Origin of the sequence: Burkholderia pyrrocinia, assembly GCF_003330765.1 — a bacterium.
GTDB lineage: Bacteria > Pseudomonadota > Gammaproteobacteria > Burkholderiales > Burkholderiaceae > Burkholderia > Burkholderia pyrrocinia_B.
The window spans coordinates 1,570,408-1,589,365 of the sequence record NZ_CP024902.1 but is presented as its reverse complement, the minus strand read 5'-3'; the positions used below and the strand labels follow the sequence as shown (position 1 = coordinate 1,589,365).

General features: G+C 68.5%; 17 protein-coding genes. 10 read left to right on the top strand and 7 right to left on the bottom strand.

Translation table 11 applies throughout. The features are described from left to right. Positions 1 to 68: 68 nt before the first annotated feature. A complete protein-coding gene (locus CUJ89_RS07605; RefSeq protein WP_027784244.1) occupies positions 69 to 524 on the bottom strand; it encodes a CBS domain-containing protein in 456 nt (151 codons plus the stop codon). 157 nt (positions 525 to 681) lie between these two features. On the opposite strand from CUJ89_RS07605, the gene CUJ89_RS07600 reads away from it, so the two are divergent. After that, on the top strand, positions 682 to 999 hold the full coding sequence (locus tag CUJ89_RS07600) for an Mpo1-like protein (protein WP_114176802.1): 318 nt from the start codon (positions 682 to 684) through the stop codon (positions 997 to 999). Between the two features lie 18 nt (positions 1,000 to 1,017). Here CUJ89_RS07600 and CUJ89_RS07595 read toward each other — a convergent pair whose 3' ends face one another. Continuing rightward, the gene (locus tag CUJ89_RS07595) at positions 1,018 to 2,349 is read right to left on the bottom strand and encodes a YihY family inner membrane protein (RefSeq protein ID WP_114176801.1); all 1,332 of its coding nucleotides are present in this window, start codon (positions 2,347 to 2,349) and stop codon (positions 1,018 to 1,020) included. Positions 2,350 to 2,493: 144 nt separating this feature from the next. Between CUJ89_RS07595 and wrbA the strand changes: the two genes are divergently transcribed. The 4 genes from wrbA to CUJ89_RS07575 are packed head-to-tail and all read left to right on the top strand — an operon-like array spanning position 2,494 to position 5,790. Further along, on the top strand, positions 2,494 to 3,105 hold the full coding sequence (wrbA, locus tag CUJ89_RS07590) for an NAD(P)H:quinone oxidoreductase (RefSeq protein WP_114176800.1): 612 nt from the start codon (positions 2,494 to 2,496) through the stop codon (positions 3,103 to 3,105). Further along, positions 3,102 to 3,494 (top strand): DUF2069 domain-containing protein, encoded by a 393-nt coding sequence (locus CUJ89_RS07585; RefSeq protein WP_114176799.1) that lies wholly within the window; start codon positions 3,102 to 3,104, stop codon positions 3,492 to 3,494. Before wrbA ends, CUJ89_RS07585 begins: the two co-directional genes overlap by 4 nt. Before the next feature lie 18 nt (positions 3,495 to 3,512). Next, on the top strand, positions 3,513 to 4,934 hold the full coding sequence (locus CUJ89_RS07580; protein WP_114176798.1) for an FAD-binding oxidoreductase: 1,422 nt from the start codon (positions 3,513 to 3,515) through the stop codon (positions 4,932 to 4,934). Positions 4,935 to 4,959: 25 nt separating this feature from the next. Continuing rightward, positions 4,960 to 5,790: a metallophosphoesterase gene (locus CUJ89_RS07575; protein ID WP_114176797.1), complete on the top strand. Its 831-nt coding sequence runs from the start codon at positions 4,960 to 4,962 to the stop codon at positions 5,788 to 5,790. Positions 5,791 to 5,848: 58 nt separating this feature from the next. Here the strand turns inward: CUJ89_RS07575 and CUJ89_RS38215 are convergent, their stop codons facing one another. Both CUJ89_RS38215 and CUJ89_RS07570 read right to left on the bottom strand, forming a co-directional pair. Further along, positions 5,849 to 6,013 carry a hypothetical protein gene (locus CUJ89_RS38215; protein ID WP_201752284.1) on the bottom strand — a complete coding sequence of 55 codons (165 nt, stop codon included), beginning with the start codon at positions 6,011 to 6,013 and terminating at the stop codon, positions 5,849 to 5,851. A gap of 117 nt (positions 6,014 to 6,130) precedes the next feature. Continuing rightward, positions 6,131 to 7,072 carry a LysR family transcriptional regulator gene (locus CUJ89_RS07570; protein WP_114176796.1) on the bottom strand — a complete coding sequence of 314 codons (942 nt, stop codon included), beginning with the start codon at positions 7,070 to 7,072 and terminating at the stop codon, positions 6,131 to 6,133. Between the two features lie 157 nt (positions 7,073 to 7,229). Between CUJ89_RS07570 and CUJ89_RS07560 the strand changes: the two genes are divergently transcribed. Genes CUJ89_RS07560 through CUJ89_RS07545 form a run of 4 tightly spaced genes read left to right on the top strand, consistent with a single transcriptional unit; the run spans position 7,230 to position 12,130 of the window. Beyond that, on the top strand, positions 7,230 to 8,822 hold the full coding sequence (locus tag CUJ89_RS07560) for an efflux transporter outer membrane subunit (protein WP_114176795.1): 1,593 nt from the start codon (positions 7,230 to 7,232) through the stop codon (positions 8,820 to 8,822). Positions 8,823 to 8,837: 15 nt separating this feature from the next. After that, the gene (locus CUJ89_RS07555) at positions 8,838 to 11,042 is read left to right on the top strand and encodes an FUSC family protein (RefSeq protein ID WP_114176794.1); all 2,205 of its coding nucleotides are present in this window, start codon (positions 8,838 to 8,840) and stop codon (positions 11,040 to 11,042) included. Next, entirely contained in the window at positions 11,039 to 11,242 is a 204-nt protein-coding gene (locus CUJ89_RS07550) for a DUF1656 domain-containing protein (RefSeq protein ID WP_011351756.1), read from the top strand. Before CUJ89_RS07555 ends, CUJ89_RS07550 begins: the two co-directional genes overlap by 4 nt. A gap of 12 nt (positions 11,243 to 11,254) precedes the next feature. Beyond that, a complete protein-coding gene (locus tag CUJ89_RS07545; RefSeq protein ID WP_014897260.1) occupies positions 11,255 to 12,130 on the top strand; it encodes an HlyD family secretion protein in 876 nt (291 codons plus the stop codon). Between the two features lie 110 nt (positions 12,131 to 12,240). Here the strand turns inward: CUJ89_RS07545 and CUJ89_RS07540 are convergent, their stop codons facing one another. After that, a complete protein-coding gene (locus CUJ89_RS07540; protein WP_114176793.1) occupies positions 12,241 to 13,914 on the bottom strand; it encodes a methyl-accepting chemotaxis protein in 1,674 nt (557 codons plus the stop codon). A 406-nt stretch (positions 13,915 to 14,320) separates the two neighbouring features. Here CUJ89_RS07540 and CUJ89_RS07535 point away from each other — a divergent pair, with 406 nt between their 5' ends. Next, complete coding sequence (locus CUJ89_RS07535; protein WP_114176792.1) at positions 14,321 to 15,559, top strand: MFS transporter; 1,239 nt, start codon at positions 14,321 to 14,323, stop codon at positions 15,557 to 15,559. Positions 15,560 to 15,625: 66 nt separating this feature from the next. Here the strand turns inward: CUJ89_RS07535 and CUJ89_RS07530 are convergent, their stop codons facing one another. Together CUJ89_RS07530 and CUJ89_RS07525 are read right to left on the bottom strand one after the other, a co-directional pair. Beyond that, positions 15,626 to 16,423 carry a 5'-methylthioadenosine/adenosylhomocysteine nucleosidase gene (locus CUJ89_RS07530; protein ID WP_114176791.1) on the bottom strand — a complete coding sequence of 266 codons (798 nt, stop codon included), beginning with the start codon at positions 16,421 to 16,423 and terminating at the stop codon, positions 15,626 to 15,628. Further along, a complete protein-coding gene (locus CUJ89_RS07525) occupies positions 16,420 to 18,783 on the bottom strand; it encodes a UvrD-helicase domain-containing protein (protein WP_114176790.1) in 2,364 nt (787 codons plus the stop codon). The genes CUJ89_RS07530 and CUJ89_RS07525 overlap by 4 nt, the downstream gene beginning before the upstream one ends. Between the last annotated feature and the right edge of the window lie 175 nt (positions 18,784 to 18,958).

Sequence of the window (18,958 nt, the reverse complement as noted above, 5' to 3'; positions counted from 1 at the left end):
GGACAAACCTGCGCCGCCGCGTGACGGATGGCTGCGCCCACGCATCAAGGCGCCGGGCGCGGCGTGGTTCACGGCTTGTGCGCTTCGGCTTCCGATTCCGGCCAGTCGCGGATGTACGCCTTCAGCATCCGGTTCTCGAAGCTCTGCGCCTCGACGACCGTCTTCGCGACGTCGTAGAACGAAATGACGCCCATCAGCACCTTCTTGTCGAGCACGGGCATGTAGCGCGCGTGGCGCTCGAGCATCATCCGGCGCACTTCGTTGACGTCCGTTTCCGGCGTGCACGTGAGCGGCTCGTCCATCACCTTGCGCACCTGCACGTCGCCGATCGCACCGCCGTTGACGTGCAGGCGCAGGATGATCTCGCGGAACGTCAGCATCCCGACGAGATCGCCGTACTCCATCACGACAAGCGAACCGATATCGTGCTCGGCCATCGTATCGACCGCTTCGCGCAGCGGCATATCGGGCGTCACCGTAAACAGCGTGTTGCCCTTCACTTTCAGAATATCGCTGACGCGCATCGTAGTCCCCTCATGCTTGAATGCAAAACCTCTTTCGATCCTATCGGAAAGCCTGTCAAAAAGAAAGCTCGGCCCGGCGCGACGGGCCGCCCCCGCTTGCGGACACCGGCCGCCCGCCGCACAATGACTCCATCGACAGCCGCCCGAGGAGACGGCCATGGCGCACACACATTCGGAGCAATTCGCCAGCTTCGCTGATTTTTACCCGTATTACCTGAACGAACACCAGAACCTGACGTCGCGGCGGCTGCACTTCATCGGCTCGCTCGGCGTGATCGGCTGCGTCGCAATGGCGATCGCGACGGGCCACTGGCTGTGGCTGCCGGCGGCTGTCGTCTGCGGCTACGCGTTCGCGTGGGTCGGACACTTCTTCTTCGAGAAGAACCGCCCGGCCACGTTCCGGCACCCGATCTACAGCCTGATGGGCGACTGGGTGATGTTCAAGGACATCTGCACCGGCAAGATCCCGCTGTAGAGCCGCCGGGCACCGCATTCACGCGGGCCGCGGCGGCCGCGCGTGCGGGTCGGGCACGCCGTCCGGCGCCTGCCCGGGGGTGCCCGCCGGCTGCGCGCCCGCGAGCCGGTGCGCGGCGACCAGCGACGCGAGCGACACGTCGAACCGGTCGCTCGACAGCACCGCCAGCAGCGCAGCGCCGTCGACATGGCTGCGGCGCCGCTGCAGCTGGTAGGTCAGTTCCGTGCGGTCGATCACCAGCACGTCGAACAGTTGCGCGAGCGTCAACTGCTCCGGGTTCGCGAGCAGGATGTAGCGCGGCATGGCGTCGCCGCCACCGTCCAGCCGCGCAATCCATTCCCGTTCCTCCAGCGTCGTCAGCAACCGCTGCGCGGTTTCCATGTCGCATCGCAGCAGGGCAGCGAGCCGCATCGCCGTGTAGCCGTGCTTGCCGGCCGCGCGCGCTTCGGCGAGCCGCGCGAGCAGTTCGAGTACGTCGAGCAGGTCGCTGCCCGGATAATGGATGCGGTGGAACTGGCCGACGCGGATCGCCGGCAGCGCGGAGGCCACCATCGCGCCGAGCAGCGCGATGAACCAGCTCAGGTATACCCACAACAGGAACACGGGCAACGCCGCGAACGCGCCGTAGACGGCCGTATAGGTCGGAATGCGCCGCACGTAGTAGCCGAAGCCGCGCTTCGCGAGTTCGAACGCGACGGCCGCGAACAGCCCGCCGATCACCGCGTCGCGCCATGCGACCGTGCAGTTCGGCAGATAGACGTACAGCAGCGTGAACGCGAGCACCGTCAGCGGCAGCGACGCGAGCGCGAGCAGCCACTCGACGATCGACGTCGACGGCCCCGCGCCGGTGAACGCGAGCGACTGCGTGAACAGGTACGACGAGATCGACAGGCTCACGCCGAACAGCAGCGGACCGAGCGTGATCAGCGCCCAGTACGCGAGCACGCGCTGCGCGAACGGCCGCGGCTTGCGCACCCGCCAGATCAGGTTGAAGGCCGATTCGATCGTCATCATCGTCATCACCGACGTGACGACGAGCACGATCAGGCCGGCCGTCGTCAGCCCCTTGGCCTTCGACGCGAACTGGTTCAGGTACTTGAAGATCTGGATGTTGAACTGCGCGGGCATCAGGTGATCCGCGAGGAACCCCTGCAGCGAGATCTGGAACGACGCGAACATCGGGAACGCGGTGAACAGCGCGAACGCGACCGTCACGAGCGGCACGAGCGCCAGCATCGTCGTGAACGTCAGGCTGCCCGCCACTTGCGGGATGCGATCCTCGGCGCTGCGCCGGGCCGCGAACTGCGCGAGGCGCTTGATGGTGTCGAGATCGACGCTCAACTTCGGCAAACGGCTTCTCCTTCTTGATGCCGCGCGCCCGACGGCGCGCCGCCGCCGCGTTGCGCGACGGCTTCAGCCCCTATAATAGCCGCTCGATCCAGCAGGGGCCGACTGCACCGGGCACGCGCGCGGCCGCACGCGGCTCCGTAGCCCATGAAAGACATCCTCGTCCTCTATTACAGCCGTCACGGCGCCACGCGCGATCTCGCGCTCGCGATCGCGAACGGCATCGACAGCGTGCCGGGCATGCAGGCGCGTATCCGCACCGTGCCGTCCGTCTCGACCGTCTGCGAAGCCACCGCCCCCGATATCCCCGCCGACGGCCCGCCCTATGCGGAACTGCGCGACCTCGAGGAATGCGCGGGCCTCGCGCTCGGCTCGCCGACCCGCTTCGGCAACATGGCCGCATCGCTCAAGTATTTCCTCGACGGCACAACGCCGCAATGGCTGTCGGGCGCGCTGACCGGCAAGCCGGCGAGCGTGTTCACGTCGACGGGCAGCCTGCACGGCGGCCAGGAATCGACGTTGCTGTCGATGATGCTGCCGCTGCTGCATCACGGGATGATGATCGTCGGGATCCCGTATACCGAATCTGCACTCAGCACGACGCGCACCGGCGGCACGCCGTACGGCGCGTCGCACGTCGCGCATCACGATCGCGCCGCGCCCGGCGGGCTGTCGGCGGACGAAAAGGCGCTCGCGGCCGCGCTCGGCGAGCGGCTCGCGCGCGCAGCGGCCGCCCTCGCCGCCGCCGAGGCCGCATGAACGCCCCCGCCCGCCCCGCCGTCGCGGCCCGGCCGCGCTACGCGCTGGCCGCCGCCGCGTGCCTCGTCGCGCTGATCGCGCTGTCGATCGCGTGGGAGCTGTGGCTCGCGCCGCTGCGCCCGGGCGGCTCCGCGCTGATGCTCAAGGCCGTGCCGCTCGCGCTCGCGCTGCCCGGCGTCTGGCGGCGTAACATCTATACGATGCAGTGGGCGAGCATGCTGATTCTCGTCTATTTCGCCGAAGGCATCGTGCGCGGCATGTCCGATCGCGGGCTCTCCGCGACGCTCGGCTGGTGCGAGACCGCGCTCGCCGTCGGCTTCTTCGTGGCGGCGCTGGCGTATGTCGCGCCGTTCAAGCGCACGGCGAAAAAACCGCGCGCCGCGTCCTGACCCTTACGCGACAAGGTGATGATGTCCTCCGAAGCTTTCGTTTCCGCGTGCCGCGACGCGATCGGCGCCGACCATGTGCTGACCGACCCGCACGATACCGAACCGTTCCTGACCGACTGGCGCCGCCGCTACAAGGGTGCCGCGTGCGCGGTGCTGAAGCCTGCGAACTCGGCCGAAGTCGCCGCGCTCGTCAAGCTGGCCAACGTGCACGGCATCGCGCTCGTGCCGCAAGGTGGCAACACGGGCCTCGCCGGGGGCGCAACGCCCGACGCGAGCGGCAGCCAGGCCGTCCTGAGCGTCGCGCGCCTGAACCGCGTGCGCGCGCTCGATCCGCACAACAACACGATCACCGTCGAAGCCGGCGTGATTCTCGCCGACGTGCAGGCGCGCGCCCGCGAAGGCGGCCGGCTGTTCGCGCTGAGCCTCGCGGCGGAAGGCAGCTGCACGATCGGCGGCAACCTGTCGACCAATGCGGGCGGCACCGCGGTGCTGCGCTACGGCAACGCGCGCGAGCTGTGCCTCGGGCTCGAGGTCGTGACGCCGCAGGGTGAAATCTGGGATGGCCTGCGCGGGCTGCGCAAGGACAACACCGGCTACGACCTGCGCGACCTGTTCATCGGCGCGGAAGGCACGCTCGGGATCATCACGGCTGCCGTGATGAAGCTGCATCCGCTGCCGGCCGCGCAGGTCACGGCGCTCGCCGCGCTCGAATCGCCGCACGCGGCGCTGGATTTCCTCGCGCTCGCCCAGCGCGCGGCCGGGCCGCTGCTGACCGGCTTCGAGCTGATGTCGGATTTCTGCATGCAGCTCGTCGGCAAGCACTACCCGCAACTGCGCTACCCGTTCGCGCAGACGCATTCGCAGACGGTGCTGCTCGAACTGTCCGACAATGAAAGCGAAGCGCATGCGCGCGCGCTGTTCGAGACACTGATGGAAGAAGCGTTCGAGGCCGGGCTCGTGGTCGACGCGGTGGTCGCGGAAAATCTCGCGCAGTCGCGCGCGTTCTGGGACCTGCGCGAACACATCCCGCTCGCGCAGGCCGACGAGGGGCTTAACATCAAGCACGACATCGCAGTGCCGATCTCGTCGGTCGCGCGCTTCATCGACGAGACCGACGCGGCGATCCAGCAGGCCGCGCCGGGCGCGCGGATGGTCACGTTCGGCCACCTCGGCGACGGCAACCTCCACTACAACGTGCAGATGCCCGAAGGCGGCGACCCGAAGGCGTTCCTTGCCGCGTTCCAGGCGCCGATCAACCGGATCGTCTACGACAACGTGCACCGCCACCACGGCACGATCAGCGCGGAGCACGGCATCGGCCAACTGAAGATCGACGACGCGCAGCGCTACAAGTCGCCGGTCGAGACGGCGCTGATGCGCACGCTGAAGACCGCGCTCGACCCGCGCGGCCTGATGAATCCCGGCAAGGTCCTGCGCTGAAGCCGCCTACTCCGGAGCGAAGCCCGTGAAAGTCCGCGTACTGTCCGACCTGCATCTCGAATGCAATCACCCCGACACGATCCCGCATGCCGACGCGGATCTCGTCGTGCTGGCCGGCGACATCCACAACCATGCGGAAGGCCTGCGCTGGGCCGCCGAGACGTTCGATCCGGACGTACCGGTGATCTACGTGCCGGGCAACCACGAGTATTACGACGGGGAATTCGGCGCGCTGGAGACGGCGATGCGCGACGCGGCGCATACGCTCGACAACGTGCATTACCTGAACAACGGCGTCTACGTCGATCCCGAACAGCGCTTCCGCGTGCTCGGCACGACGCTCTGGGCCGATTTTTCATTGTTCGGCGCCGACGACGCCAGCATCGCGAGCGCAATCGACGCCGGGCTGCGGGTGATGCTCGATTTCAAGGGATTGATCCAGGTGACCTGGCCGCACGACGCGGTGCTGCATGCAGCATCGGACGCGCCGGAACGGGATTTCTCGCCGGCCGACGCGATCGCGCTGCATCGGCAAAGCCGCGCGTGGCTGGCAGCGCAACTCGCGGCGCCGTTCGCGGGCCGGACGATCGTCGTCACCCATCATGCGCCGCACCGGCGCTCGCTGGCGGAGCGCTATGCGGAAGATCTCGCGTCGGCCGGGTTCGTCACGGATATGGCGGAACTCGTGCGTCCGCCGGTGGATCTGTGGCTCCACGGCCACACGCATACGTCATTCGACTACGTTGCGGACGGCGGCACACGCGTGGTGTGCAACCCGCGCGGCTACATCCGCCGGCGCACCGGCGAACGGGAAAATACCGCGTTCACGTGGGACAAGGTCGTCGAGCTCGGCTGAACGCCGGCCCGCCCGGCCGCGTTGCGCGGCCTTCTCCGACCCGGGCGATACGGCCGGATCAGCGACCGGGGCGGCGCGATGCGTGCTGCGCCGCGCGCACCCGCACCGGCACCGGCTTCATCCGCGCCTTCGCCTTCATCGCACGCAGCAGGTCGCGGGTCGCCGCGGCAGCGGCGGCCGCGCCCAGCAGGACTCCAAGGCCGATCATCAGGTGCGTATCCATTGCTACTCCGGGGTGACGTATCTCAATAATTCCCACAGTATCAAACTGTCTGACACACGTTCGTAAAAAAATGTTGCCTGAAGGACAAATCTCGTCAGATTGCGCCCAACCGCGCCGTCATGTCGCACGCGTGTACTGCTCGAGCGCGGCTTCGTCGGCTTCGAGCGTGGCCGGCAGTGCGTCGCGCAGGAAATCGACCCAGGTACGGATTTTCGCGTCGAGGTACTGGCGCGACGGATACAGCGCGTAGATGTTCATCACGTGCGACCGGTACTCGGGCATCACGCGCACGATATGCCCGCTGCGCAGCCAGCCGATCGCCGAATAGAGCGGCAGCCCGCCGACCCCCATCCCCTCCCGCACGGCCACCGCGAGCGCCTCGGCGACGTTCACGCGAAACGGCGGCGCAGTGATCGGGACGACCTCGTCGCCGTTCGGCCCGGCCAGCGCCCACGCGTCGTAGTGAAAACCCGGCGCGGCCATCCCGAGACACACGTGCTGCGCGAGATCCGCCGGCCGCAGCGGCACGCCGTGCGCCTCGACGTAGCCGGGCGACGCGCACACCACGCTGTAGCTCTCGCCGAGCCGCTGCGACACGAGCCCCGAATCGGGCAGGTCGCGGCCGACGACGATCGCGACGTCGTAACCCTCGTCGAGCAGGTCGGGCATCCGCTGCGCGAGCGTCAGTTCGACGTGCACGTCCGGATAGCGCTCGCGATAGCGCGCGATGGCCGGCACCAGGTAGTGCTGGCCGAGGCTCGTGAAGCAATGGACCTTCAGCTTGCCCGACGGGCGCGCGTGCGCGTCGCCCGCCTCGGCTTCGGCCTGGTCGACATACGCGAGGATCTGCTCGCAGCGCTGCAGGTAGCGCTCGCCGGCTTCGGTCAGCGCGATCCGGCGCGTCGTGCGGTTCAGAAGACGCGTGCGCAGGTGCGCCTCGAGATCCGAGACTGCGCGCGACGCGTAGGCGGTGGTCGAATTCATCTGCTGGGCGGCCGCGGTAAAGCTTCCCGCGTCGACCACGCGGACGAATACCCGCATGTTTTGTAACGTATCCATCCCAATACCCGTGTGAATCCGGAGGGATTGTTGCACAGAGGCCAACAAATATTATCTCAGGATTCGTAAAAATGACTTGCACCGTTGTCCATTTATTCAGGAATCACTGAAAAATATAATCGCATCCGACTCATCTATATGCGAAAGGGAGAAAATCGTGCAGTCTCCGGCAACAAAAGGGACGCTCGCACTGGCGGTTCTTGCAGTCTCATTAATAATGGCCGGATGCGCGAGCATGGGCGACAACAAGCCGCAGTCGGCCCGCATCGAGGCGAACGCGCTCGACGCCGGCGCCGCCATCCGCGCGGCCGACCGTGATGCGGGCTGGCCCGCGGCCGACTGGTGGCGCGCCTACCGCGATCCGCAGCTCGACACGTGGATCGCCGCCGCCCAGGCCGGCAACCCGACGCTCGCGGCCGCCGAGGCGCGGGTGCGCGAAGCGCAGGCGATGGCGCGCGTCGCCCGCTCGGCCGAACTGCCGCAGATCAACGGCAATCTTTCGCTGATGCGGGAGCACTGGCCCGACAACGTGTTCTACGGCCCGGGCCCGCTCGCGAACGCCGATACCTGGAACAACACGGGCACGCTCGGCCTGTCGTACCACCTCGACCTGTGGGGTAAGGACAAGAACGCGACCGAGCGCGCGCTCGACACCGCGCATGCGACCGCCGCCGACGCGCGTGCGGCAAAGCTCGAACTCGAAGTCAACGTCGTGCGCGCGTATGTCGGCATGTCGATGAACTATGCGCTGCTCGACCTCGCGCACGACACGTTCGAACGCCAGCGCTCGCTCGCCGATCTCGCGCACAAGCGGCTGCAGGCCGGCCTCGGCACGCAGCTCGAAGTGAGCCAGGCGGAATCGACGCTGCCCGACTACGAGCGCCAGATCGACAGCTACGAAGAAGCGATCCAGCTCGCGCGCCATCAGCTCGCCGCGCTGGCCGGCAAGGGCCCGGGCGCCGGAGACGCGATCACGCGGCCGCAACTGTCGCTCGACGCGCCGGCCGGCCTGCCGTCGGCGATGCCGGCCGACCTGCTCGGCCGCCGCCCCGACGTCGTCGCGGCGCGCTGGACGGTCGACGCGCAGGCGCGCGGCATCGATGTCGCGAAGGCCTCGTTCTACCCGAACATCGACCTGCTCGCGACGGTCGGCGGCTTCGGCGTGACCGCGCCGTTCACCGACTTCCTGCGCGCGATGAACGGCGGCTGGACGGCCGGCCCTGCGCTGTCGCTGCCGATCTTCGAAGGCGGCCGGCTGCGCGCGCAGCTCGGCGCGGCGGATGCCGGCTACGACCAGGCGGTCGAGCGCTACAACCAGACAATCGTCGGCGCGCTCAAGGACATCGCCGACCAGGTCGTGCGGATCCGCTCGCTCGATACGCAGAAGAAGGACGCCGCGCGCTCGGTGGCCGCCAACGACCGCAGCTACCAGCTGTCGCGCGAAGGTTTCCGCCGCGGGCTGACCGATTACGTGAACGTGCTGGTCGCGCAACAGCAACTGCTGCGCGCGCAGGAGACGGCCGCCCGCATCGATGCGGAACGCCTCGCCGCGCACGCACAGCTGATGGCCGCGCTCGGCGGCGGCGTCGAGACGGGCGAGGATGTCCGGGGCGACCATCCGCTGCACGACGAACCCGCCGCGGGCGCAGCAGCGCCTGCCGCCGCGTCGGGCACGAAGCCCGTGGCGGCGGTCGCCCGGCCCACGCAGGTCGCCACCGCCGGCGCGTCCGGCGCGCCGGCCGCACGGTAACCCGGAGCGCCCGCCATGTCAGCCTCCTCCCCCGCTTCCACGCACGCCAGCGGCCCGCTCGCGGCCTGGTACGCCGCGTTCGGCGACTGGGCCCGTACCGACGGCGCCGCGTGGCTCTACCTGTTCAAGGCGCTGCTCGCCGCATTCATCGCGACCGGCGTATCGATGCGGCTCGACCTGCCCGCGCCGAAAACGGCGATGACGACGGTGTTCATCGTGATGCAGCCGCAAAGCGGCGCGGTGCTCGCGAAGAGTTTCTACCGTGTCGCCGGCACGATCTTCGGGCTCATCGCAACGCTCACGTTCGTCGGGCTGTTCCCGCAGCAGCCGCAGCTGTTCCTGCTGGCGGTCGCGCTGTGGGTTGCGCTGTGCACGGCCGGCGCCGCGCGCAACCGTAACTTCCGCAGCTACGGCTTTCTGCTGGCCGGCTACACGACCGCGCTGATCGGGCTGCCCGCTTCGCAGCACCCGGACGGCGCGTTCATGAGCGCGCTGACGCGCGTTGCCGAAATCATGGTCGGGATCGTGTCGGCCGGTGTGGTCAGCGCGCTCGTGTTTCCGCAGTACACGGGCGAGCAGATGCGCACGACGGTGCGCAAGCGCTTCGGCAGCTTCGTCGACTACGTCGCATCGGCGCTGTCGGGCAAGCTCGACCGCGCGCATATCGAAACCATCCATACGCGCTTCGTCGCCGACGTGGTCGGGTTCGAGGCCGCGCGCAGCATAGCCGTGTTCGAGGATCCGGACACGCGGATGCGCAGCGGCCGCCTCGCGCGGCTGAACAGCGAATTCATGAGCGCGTCGAGCCGTTTCCATGCGCTGCACCAGTTGATGAACCGGCTGCATGCGGCCGGCGCGCAGGCCGCGATCGACGCGATCGAGCCGTACTTCCGCGAGATCGCGCCGCTGCTGCTGACGCCCGCCGGCGAACCCGTGCGCACGTCGACCGACGCGGGGCATGCGGCCGAGCAACTGCTCGCGTGGCGCGACGCGCTGCCGCGCCGCATCCGCGCGACCCGCGCGGCGCTCGAAACGCAGCCGGACTTTCCGCTGCTCGACTTCGATACGGCCGCCGAGCTGCTGTACCGCTTCATTACCGACCTGCACGAGTACGCGGCGACCTACGCGTCGCTGTCGACCGCGACGCACGAACGCGAACGCTGGATCGAACGCTACGAGCCGCGCACCAACATGACGGCCATGGTGATCGCGGCGATTCGCACCGCGACCGTGATCCTCCTGCTCGGCTGGTTCTGGATCGAGACTGCGTGGCCGAGCGGCGTGACGCTCACGCTGACGGCGGCGGCCACCTGCGCGCTCGCGTCGTCGACGCCGCGGCCGACCGCGATGTCCGCGCAGATGGGCATGGGGACGGCGCTCGCCGTCTGCACGGGCTTCCTGCTGATGTTCGGCATCTATCCGCATATCGACGGATTCCCGCTGCTGTGCGTCGCCCTCGCGCCGCTCCTCGCGATCGGCATCTTCATGACGATGAAGCCGAAACTCGCGGGCTACGGGATGGGCTACCTGATCTTCTTCAGCTTCCTCGCCGGCCCGGACAACATCACGCACTACGACCCGACCAGCTTCATGAACGACGCGCTCGCGCTCGTGCTGTCGATGCTGGTATCGGCGATCGCGTTCGCGGTGCTGTTCCCGCCGACCGCGCCCTGGCTCAAGAAGCGGCTGTTCGCCGACCTGCGCCACCAGGCCGTCGCGGCCTGCCACGCGCGGCTCGCCGGATTGCGCACGCGCTTCGAAAGCGGCGCGCGCGACCTGATGTACCAGGCGCACACGCTGTCGGCCGACCAGCCCGACGTGCAGCGCGACGCGCTGCGCTGGATGTTCGCGGTGCTCGAAACCGGCAACGCGTCGATCGACCTGCGCCACGAGCTGGCGACGCTGCCGACCGACCCGCGCTATGCGCCGGCGATGCCATGGCGTCGCGCGATCGAGACGATGCGCGCCGCGCTGTCGACGCTGTTCGCGAAGCCGAGCGCCGCGCGCTTCGATGCGACGCTCGCCGCGACCAATGCGGCGATCGACGCGACCCGGCAGACGCTCGACGCGTTCGAGCCGTCGCGCGACGAGCGCCACCGGCTGCAGCGCATCCTGAGCCATCTGCATTTCGTGCGCACGGCGCTGCTCGATCCGGAATCGCCGCTCGCGCCGCTCAACCGCAACCGCCCCGTGCGTCCCCAACCAGGAGCCTCGTCATGATGCCGCGTGAAATCGCCATTCTCGATGCCTACATGCCCACGGTGGTGCTGATGTTCGTCCTGGGCGCGCTCGCGACCTGGGCCGTCGACCGCCTGCTCGCCTACACGGGCCTCTACCGTCTCGTCTGGCACCCGTCGCTGTTCCGGGCCTGCCTGCTCGTCTGCATTTGCGGCGGACTGAGTCTTGCCGTTTACCGTTGATTCCGAACCATCATGATTCTCAGAAAACTCTTCGGCTTCGTCGCGACTGCCGTCATCCTTCTTGTCGCGATCCTGATCGGGCGCTCGCTGTGGGTGCACTACATGGACGATCCATGGACGCGCGACGGGCGCGTGCGCGCCGAGATCGTCAACGTCGCACCGGACGTGTCGGGCGCGATCGTCGAGCTGCCCGTGCATGACAACCAGCTCGTGAAAAAGGGCGACCTGATCATGCAGATCGACCCGTCGCACTACCAGATCGCGGTCGAGCAGGCGCAGGCGGCCGTCGCCGCCCGCCGCGCGGAACTGCAGATGCGCCGCGACGACGCGGCCCGCCGCGCGGATCTCGATGCGCTCGTCGTGTCGAAGGAAAACCGCGAGAACGCGGCGCACAGCGCGTCGAGCGCCGATGCGCAGTACCAGCAGGCGATCGCCGCGCTCGACGCCGCGAAGCTCAATCTCGAGCGCACGCGCGTGGTCGCGCCGGTCGACGGCTACATCACGAACCTGCAGACGTTCAAGGGCAACTATGCGGTGGCCGGCCAGGCGAAGCTCGCGATCGTCGACAGCCACTCGTTCTGGGTCTACGGCTACTTCGAGGAAACCAAGCTGCCGCGCGTGAAGATCGGCGCGCCGGCCGAGATGCGGCTGATGAGCGGCGGCGTGATGAAGGGCCACGTCGAAAGCATCTCGCGCGGCATCTACGATCGCGACAACCCGCAAAGCCGCGACCTCGTCGCGGACGTGAACCCGACCTTCAACTGGGTGCGCCTCGCGCAGCGCGTGCCGGTGCGCATCCGGATCGACGAAGTGCCGGCCGACGTGGTGCTGTCGGCGGGCACGACCTGCACGGTCATCATCGATCCCGACAAGCAGAAGAAGTCGTAATCGCGGTACGGCCGGGCGGCGCGCCGCCCGACTGCCGGTTTTGTCACCGATCGACCGGTGGCCGGCGGGATGCGCGCATCGCGGGCGGCCGGCCCGCGACCACGCGGCGCTCACGCCGCGATGCGAAAGCGCCCGACCAGCGACTTGAGCGCCTGCGCCTGCTCGTCGAGCGCGTTCGCCGCGGCGGCCGCCTGCTCGACGAGTGCCGCGTTCTGCTGCGTGCCGGCGTCCATCTGCGTGACCGCGCGGCCGATCTCGTCGATCCCGGCGCTCTGCTCGTCCGACGCCGCGGAAATCTCGCCGATGATGTCCGTCACGCGCTTGACCGCGCGCACGACGTCGCCCATCGTGCGGCCCGCATCGTGCGCGAGCGCCGCGCCGTTCGCGACGCGCTCGACCGACGCGCCGATCAGCGCGCGGATCTCCTTCGCCGCGGTCGCCGCGCGCTGCGCGAGCAGGCGCACCTCGCCCGCGACCACCGAGAAGCCACGCCCCTGCTCGCCGGCGCGTGCGGCCTCGACCGCCGCATTCAACGCGAGAATGTTGGTCTGGAACGCGATCCCTTCGATCGTGCCGATGATGTCGCGAATGTTCTTCGCGCTGTCGTCGATCTCGCTCATCGTCGCGACCACGCGCCCGACGACTTCACCGCCCGTCTCCGCGACGGCCGACGCACTGGCCGCGAGCGTGCTCGCCTGCCGCGCATTCTCGGCGTTCTGCCGCACGGTCGACGTGAGCTGCTCCATGCTGGCCGCGGTGCGCTCGAGCGCGACGGCCTGCTGCTCGGTGCGCCGCGACAGGTCGAGATTGCCGGTCGAGATCTCGCCGGACGCGGCCGCGATGGCCTCGGCGCTGACGGCAATCTCGCCGACGGTCGCCGCGAGCCCCGTCTGCATCTCGGCCAGCGCACGCACCATGCTGTCGCGGTCGTGCCGGCCGAGCGTGATCGGTCGCGTCAGGTCGCCGCGCGCGATGTCCGCGGCGATCGCCTTCGCGTGCGCGGGCTCGCCGCCGAGTTGCGACGCGAGGCGGCGCACGACGCGTTCGGCGATCGCGATCGCGAGCACGATCAGCGCGGCCGTCATCGCCGCGATCATCGCAAACGACGACGAGAAGATGGTGGCGGACGCATCGAGCGTCGCCTTCGACTTCGCACCGCGCGTCTTCACGAGTTCGGCGACGAGTTTCTCGAGCTTGCCGGTTTCGACCAGCAGCGACACGTCCTGCGTGCCGACCTGCCAGTTCATCTGCGACAGGTCGAGCGGCTGCGCGCGCACGAGCGTGACGAAATCGCGCAGATGCCCGCTCCACGTACCGACTGCGGTCGAGAATGCGCGCAGCCGCGCCGAATCGTCGGCGTCGGCCGGATCCGCGTAGCGCTGCAGCGTGCCAAGCGCCTTGCCGATCGACGCAAGCCCCGCGTCGACCTCGGCGCCCAGTTCGTCGCGCTCCTTCGCGGTGGTCGCGGTCAGCAGCATCTTCTGTGCACGGCTCGCATGCAGCACCTCGGCCCGGACCTCCTGCGCCGCGCGGCTCGCGACGTGGCCCTGCTCGTAGACCGACGCGATCGACGCATTCAGCCGGCTGATCTGCCACAGCGAAAACACGCCGATCGCCAGCGTGCCGGCCAGCAGGATCGCGAATGCGGCGCGCAACGTCGCCTTGACGGTCCACGGCCGGCGCTCGCGACGTGCCGCTCGCGGGCGCCGTGCGGTGCGACCGGCGGCAACGTCGGGTGCGGCGGCGGCCGCACCTGGCTGCGGATGCAATGATGCTGCTTTCATCGATATATCCCCGTATTGATCACGCTGCCGGAAAGGTCGGTCCCGGCATTCCCGCGATGGCGGCCCATGCCGCGCGTCCTGCGCCCGCACGGCGGATAGCCGGTGCCGGACGCGGCGCGCCTGTTGTCATTGGGTCGTTCAACGGCCGCCACCGCCGTTTCTTGAGTCCGGTAAAACACTCACCGGGCCCCGGCGCAGCCCCCGCTGACGGGCAAACGCGCCGCCAGCGTTATATCCGGTCAAAAAAGCGGGCACCGATGGATCCGTCGGATGAATGTCCGATTTGCGATAAAACTTGGCCTGACATTCTCGATACGCCACATTACACTTCTTTGACGCAGCAACGATTGAAAACGCGCCGATCCCCATCAGAGCGCGCCCCGCCACCTCAACTCGCTCAGCTCACATGGAAACCAGCCTCGACCCGGGTACCGCCGGCGCAGCCGCCGCCCAACCGTCCGCGCCACCCGCTCCGCGCACCGTCTACCCGGTGCTCGGCGCGATCAGCTTCTCGCACATGCTCAACGACATGATCCAGTCGTTGATCCTCGCGATCTATCCGATGCTCAAGAGCCAGTTCGCGCTGTCGTTCGCGCAGATCGGCCTGATCACGCTCACCTACCAGATCACCGCGTCGCTGCTGCAGCCGCTCGTCGGCCTCTATACCGACAAGCGTCCGAAGCCGTATTCGCTGCCGGTTGGCATGGGCTTCACACTCGCGGGGCTGCTGCTGATGTCGGTCGCGCCGACTTTCCCGATGCTGCTGGTAGCCGCGGCGCTCGTCGGCTGCGGTTCGTCGGTGTTCCATCCTGAATCGTCGCGCGTCGCGCGGATGGCGTCGGGCGGCCAGCACGGGCTCGCGCAGTCGGTATTCCAGGTGGGCGGCAACGCGGGTTCTGCGCTCGGGCCGCTGCTCGCCGCGCTCGTGATCATTCCGCACGGCCAGCACAGCATCGCGTGGTTCTCGGCGGCCGCGCTCGTCGCGATGGTCGTGCTCACGCAGATCGGCCACTGGTACAAGAAGCATCCGTCGATGAAGAAAAAGGCCGTGGCGGCCGGCCACCCGACGCTGTCGCGCGGCCGCGTGATCGGCGCGATCGGCGTGCTGGTGCTGCTCGTGTTCTCGAAGTACTTCTACCTCGCGAGCATCAACAGCTATTTCACGTTCTACCTGATCGACAAGTTCCACCTGTCGGTGCAGGCCGCGCAGATCCACCTGTTCGTATTTCTCGCGGCCGTGGCGGCCGGCACGCTGATCGGCGGGCCCGTCGGCGACCGGATCGGCCGCAAGTACGTGATCTGGGTATCGATCCTCGGCGTCGCGCCGTTCACGCTGTTGCTGCCGTACGCGAACCTGTTTTGGACCAGCGTGCTGACCGTGATCATCGGCATCGTGCTGGCGTCGGCGTTCGCCGCGATCCTCGTCTATGCGACGGAACTGATGCCCGGCAAGGTCGGGATGGTCGCGGGCCTGTTCTTCGGCTTCGCGTTCGGCCTCGGCGGCATCGGCGCGGCCGTGCTCGGCCAGCTCGCCGACGCGACGAGCATCACGTTCGTCTACAAGGTGTGCTCGTTCCTGCCGCTGATCGGCGTGCTGACGGTGTTCCTGCCGAACCTCGAAAGCAGCCGGCGCAAGCAGGCGTGACGAGCCGGCCGCGGCGTGTGCGCCGCGGCCGGTCGATCGGCTTGAACGGAGAAAACGACGGCGGCTTCAGGCCGCCGTCGTCGCATGCAGCGTCAGGAAACGCTTGAGGATGCCGGACGAATAGCTGCTCGCGATCGCCGACAGGAAGTGCGAGAACGACTGCGTCGCGTGATCGTCGGCCGTATCGGAGATCGTGCGCACCAGCGCGAACGGCACGTCGTGCTCCGCACACACCTGCGCGATCGCGGCGCCTTCCATTTCGACCGCGAGCGCGTCCGGCAGCGCGTCGCGCAGCGCGACGACCTCGCGCTCGCTCGACACGAACCGGTCGCCGCTGATGATGAGCCCGGCGTGCAGCGTCGCGCCGGCCAGCCCGAAGCGCTCGGCGAACTGCGCGCCCTCTTCCGCGACGAACAGCGTGCAAGCGGCCCTCAGACAAGCCGTCAGTTCCGCGTCGGTCGCGAAACGCGTGATGCCGAGCAGCGGCACCTCGTAGCGCGGAAACAGCGGCGACGCGTCGAGATCGTGCTGCAGCAGCGTGTCGGCCACGACGACGTCGCCGACGCGCACCGTGCGCGACACGCCGCCCGCGACGCCGGTGAACACGACGCCCGCGACGCCGAACACGTGGATCAGCGCGCTGACCGTCGCGGCGGCCGCGACCTTGCCGACCCGCGCGAGCGTGACGACGCAGGCCGCGCCGTGCACGGTGCCGACGTGGTAATCGCGGCGGCCGAGCGTGACCGTCTTCATCGCGCCGTCGGCGCGCATCGCGGCGATCAGATCGCCGAGTTCCTCAGGCAGCGCGGCCAGAATGCCCAGCGGGCGCGTCGCAGGCGCGGCAGCCATATCGATGTCCATCATTCCACCGCCTGCAGTTTCGCGACCGCGAGCGCGAGCCACTTCTCGCCGTGCCGCTTGAACTTCACCTGCGCCTTTGCATCGGTGCCGGCGCCTTCGAGCGCAGTGACCGTGCCTTCGCCGAACTTGGTATGGAACACCTGCTGGCCGACCCGGAAGCCGGCGCCGGCCGCACGCTGCTTGTCCGCGAACGCGGGCAGCGGCGCGGACACGGCCGCGTCGACGATCTGCTCGCGCCCGCCGCCGCCCGGCCGCGCGAACCAGTCGCGCCCGTACCCGGCGTTGTCCGAACGCCCGCCCCACCGCGAACCGGCCTCGACCTTCGGCGTCAGCCACTTCAGCACGTGCTCCGGCAGCTCGTCGAAGAAGCGCGAACGCACGTTGTAGCGGGTCTGGCCGTGCAGCATCCGGCTCTGCGCGAACGACAGGTAGAGCCGCTCCTTCGCACGCGTGATCGCGACATACATCAGCCGGCGCTCTTCCTCGAGGCCGTCCGATTCGAGCACGCTGTTCTCGTGCGGGAACAGCCCTTCCTCGAGGCCCGTGATGAACACGGCCGAGAATTCGAGCCCCTTCGCCGCATGCACCGTCATCAGTTGCACCGCATCCTGGCCGGCCTGCGCCTGGTTGTCGCCGGCCTCCAGCGACGCATGCGACAGGAAGCCCGCGAGCGGCGTCATCGTGTCGGGGTTCTGCGCCGGGTCGCCGGGCGACGCCGGATCGAGCACGTCGACCGCCGGATCGTCCGCCGCCGCGCCGAGTTCGGGCGCCGCGATCGCGCCCGCGCGCAGCGGGATCGAGCGGGCCGGCGTGTCGAGCCCGTAGCCTTCCTCGGCGACGAACGCAGTGGCCGCGTTCACGAGTTCCTGCAAGTTCTCGAGGCGGTCCTGGCCTTCGCGCTCGCCCTGGTAGAAATCGGCGAGGCCGCTCGCGCGCACGACGTGCTCGACGGTCTCGGGCAGGCTCATCTGCTGCGTGTCGGCGCGCATCTTCGCGACCAGGTTCGCGAACCCGCCGAGGCTCGTGCCGGCCTTGCCCGTCACGTACGGAATCGCGGCGGCCATCGAGCAGCCGTACAGCCGCGCGGCGTCGGCCAGCTGCTCGATCGAGCGCGCGCCGATCCCGCGGGTCGGGAAGTTCACGACCCGCACGAACGCCGTGTCGTCGTTCGGGTTGTCGATCAGGCGCAGGTACGCGAGCGCGTGCTTCACTTCCTGCCGCTCGAAGAAGCGCAGGCCGCCGTACACGCGGTACGGGATGCCCGACGACATCAGCGTGTGCTCGATCGAGCGCGACTGCGCGTTGCTGCGGTACAGGACGGCCACTTCGCTGCGCGCCATCCCGGTGTTGATCAGCGAGCGGATCTCCTCGACGATCCAGCCGGCTTCCTGCGAATCGGTGCTGGCCTCGTACACGCGCACGGGCTCGCCGTGGCCCGCGTCGGTGCGCAGGTTCTTGCCGAGGCGGTGCGCGTTATTCGAGATCAGCTGGTTCGCCGCGTCGAGGATGTTGCCGTGCGACCGGTAGTTCTGCTCGAGCTTGATCAGGTTGCGCACGCGGAATTCGTCTTCGAAGTCGCGCATGTTGCCGACGTTCGCACCGCGGAACGCGTAGATCGACTGGTCGTCGTCGCCGACCGCGAAGATCGCGTTCTGGCCGCCCGCAAGCATCTTGAGCCACGCGTATTGCAGCTTGTTGGTGTCCTGGAACTCGTCGACGAGGATGTGCTTGAAGCGCGCCTGGTAGTGCGCGCGCAGCGGCGCGTTGTACGCGAGCAGCTCGTAGCAGCGCAGCAGCAGCTCGGGGAAATCGACGACACCCTCGCGCTGGCATTGCTGGTCGTACGCCTGGTACAGCTCGACGAACTTGCGGTTGAAGTTGTCGGTCGCGTCGACCTTGTCGGGACGCAGCCCCTGCTCCTTCGCGTTGTTGATGAAGTACTGGACGTTCTTCGGCGGGTACTTCTCGTCATCGACGTTCGCCGCCTTCATCAACCGCTTGATCGCGGACAGCTGGTCGGCGGTGTCGAGGATCTGGAAGGTCTGCGGCAGGCCGGCATCGCGGTAGTGCGTTCGCAGCATCCGGTTGCAGAGGCCGTGGAACGTACCGATCCACATCCCGCGCGGGTCGATCGGCATCATCGCCGACAGGCGCGCCATCATCTCGCGCGCGGCCTTGTTCGTGAAGGTCACGGCAAGCACGGTGGGCGGCGACGCATAGCCCTGCTGGATCAGCCACGCGATGCGCGTGATCAGCACGCGGGTCTTGCCGCTGCCCGCCCCTGCAAGGATCAGCGCCGGTTCGTTCGGCAACGTGACGGCGGCGTATTGTTCGGGGTTCAGATTGGCGAGCAGATCGGGCATGGAGCGGCGGCGGACGGGCGAGAAAAATGCGGACCCGACATTATAAGTCGGCCGCGCGATGCCGTTCCCGATCCGTTCGGCCGCATGCCGCGACCGCGTTGCGGCCGCGTCGCGACGGGCCCGCGCCGGCAACGCAATGGCTGGCCGATGGGCATCCATTTATAATTGTCGGATT

Bases quoted from the DNA above. Each gene is read 5' to 3' on its own strand.
- CUJ89_RS07600 (WP_114176802.1), top strand. From the start codon at position 682: ATGGCGCACACACATTCGGAGCAATTCGCCAGCTTCGCTGATTTTTAC.
- CUJ89_RS07540 (WP_114176793.1), bottom strand. From the start codon at position 13,914: ATGAAAGCAGCATCATTGCATCCGCAGCCAGGTGCGGCCGCCGCCGCA.
- CUJ89_RS07605 (WP_027784244.1), bottom strand. From the start codon at position 524: ATGCGCGTCAGCGATATTCTGAAAGTGAAGGGCAACACGCTGTTTACG.
- CUJ89_RS07535 (WP_114176792.1), top strand. From the start codon at position 14,321: ATGGAAACCAGCCTCGACCCGGGTACCGCCGGCGCAGCCGCCGCCCAA.
- CUJ89_RS07585 (WP_114176799.1), top strand. From the start codon at position 3,102: ATGAACGCCCCCGCCCGCCCCGCCGTCGCGGCCCGGCCGCGCTACGCG.
- CUJ89_RS07525 (WP_114176790.1), bottom strand. From the start codon at position 18,783: ATGCCCGATCTGCTCGCCAATCTGAACCCCGAACAATACGCCGCCGTC.
- CUJ89_RS07530 (WP_114176791.1), bottom strand. From the start codon at position 16,423: ATGATGGACATCGATATGGCTGCCGCGCCTGCGACGCGCCCGCTGGGC.
- CUJ89_RS07580 (WP_114176798.1), top strand. From the start codon at position 3,513: ATGATGTCCTCCGAAGCTTTCGTTTCCGCGTGCCGCGACGCGATCGGC.
- CUJ89_RS38215 (WP_201752284.1), bottom strand. From the start codon at position 6,013: ATGGATACGCACCTGATGATCGGCCTTGGAGTCCTGCTGGGCGCGGCC.
- CUJ89_RS07550 (WP_011351756.1), top strand. From the start codon at position 11,039: ATGATGCCGCGTGAAATCGCCATTCTCGATGCCTACATGCCCACGGTG.
- CUJ89_RS07570 (WP_114176796.1), bottom strand. From the start codon at position 7,072: ATGGATACGTTACAAAACATGCGGGTATTCGTCCGCGTGGTCGACGCG.
- CUJ89_RS07545 (WP_014897260.1), top strand. From the start codon at position 11,255: ATGATTCTCAGAAAACTCTTCGGCTTCGTCGCGACTGCCGTCATCCTT.
- CUJ89_RS07555 (WP_114176794.1), top strand. From the start codon at position 8,838: ATGTCAGCCTCCTCCCCCGCTTCCACGCACGCCAGCGGCCCGCTCGCG.
- wrbA (WP_114176800.1), top strand. From the start codon at position 2,494: ATGAAAGACATCCTCGTCCTCTATTACAGCCGTCACGGCGCCACGCGC.